The following is a 1055-nucleotide window of genomic DNA, read 5'->3' on the forward strand; positions in this document are numbered from 1 at the left end:
TTTTTACATAACAAAAATGTATACATAATCCTGTGGCTTTCTTGCCCGTGCCGGAAGTACGGCTGTTCCGTAGTGGTTGGCAAAATCCTCAAGGGCTTGGTTGATATCAGGTTCGTACCGGTCTGCTTTAACCACAGCTGCCTTCAGGTTGTCGGGAACCAGAAGCTGCGGAACACCTCCCAAGTCTTCCATGCACCTGCTGAGCGCATAAAGAAAGTCCGCTGTGCTCTGGGATGGCACAGCCATGGCAAACGCATAATCCGAGAAGGGCAGGCAGGCAACAAAAAGCTGGCAGGCGATGACTTCACCTGTTTCCCTGTCGACATAGGGGATGGTTTTTCCCGCAAAATCTATGTAGAGCTTTTCTGCGGGCTTGTGGTCAAGAACCATCGAAGGCTTCCCTTTTGCGGTCTGCTGCTGGTCCAGGTGGAAGCAGAACTGGGAGTAGCTATATCCATCCGGAACGGCCTGTCTGTATTCTTCCCATAGAACGGCTCTGGTTACTCCCGTCTTTTCCATCTCTTTTTGATAATAGGCCAGATTGGCTTTAAAGTATTCATACCTGGAATCTTTATAAGAAGGGTTTCCGGGATGAAAAAGCGTATATAACTCAGGCTCGTCAAGGCCAAGGAGTTTCTCGACGGTAAGCTTCTCTGAACGGTTGGACGTCAGTAGCTTGTCAAGCTTAAAGAGATACGTCTTGACGGTATTCTTACTGATATCCAGCATACGGGCGATTGTCTTGACTCCCTTTCCCTGCCTGTTAAGTATGATCATCTGTTTTATCTGACTCATCGGTTTAGGTTTTCCAGCCATTGGATTATAGTTAGCGGTTATCGAAAATGTCCGCTAAAAAACCAAAACCATTGATCAGAGGGGTCAACATACTCCGGAATATCAACCTTGGGGGTCAATATGCTCCGGAATATCACCGAAAATCTATGTTAGAGGGGTCAACATGCGCCGGAATGTCAGTCGAATCCAGCCTGTAATGGCACTTTCACTACTTGAAAACATTCCGGATTGGAGGGGTCAGCATGCTCCGGAATATCCAA

1 protein-coding gene is annotated in these 1055 nt (G+C 47.5%); it reads right to left on the reverse strand.

The genetic code is table 11. The annotated features are described in order from the left end of the window. Nucleotides 1-3: 3 nt before the first annotated feature. Nucleotides 4-816, reverse strand: a complete 813-nt coding sequence (gene istA, locus Q0L00_RS19570; protein WP_297338583.1) for an IS21 family transposase — start codon at nucleotides 814-816, stop codon at nucleotides 4-6. Nucleotides 817-1055: the final 239 nt, after the last annotated feature.

Origin of the sequence: Algoriphagus sp., assembly GCF_024305035.1 — a bacterium.
Lineage (GTDB): Bacteria > Bacteroidota > Bacteroidia > Cytophagales > Cyclobacteriaceae > Algoriphagus.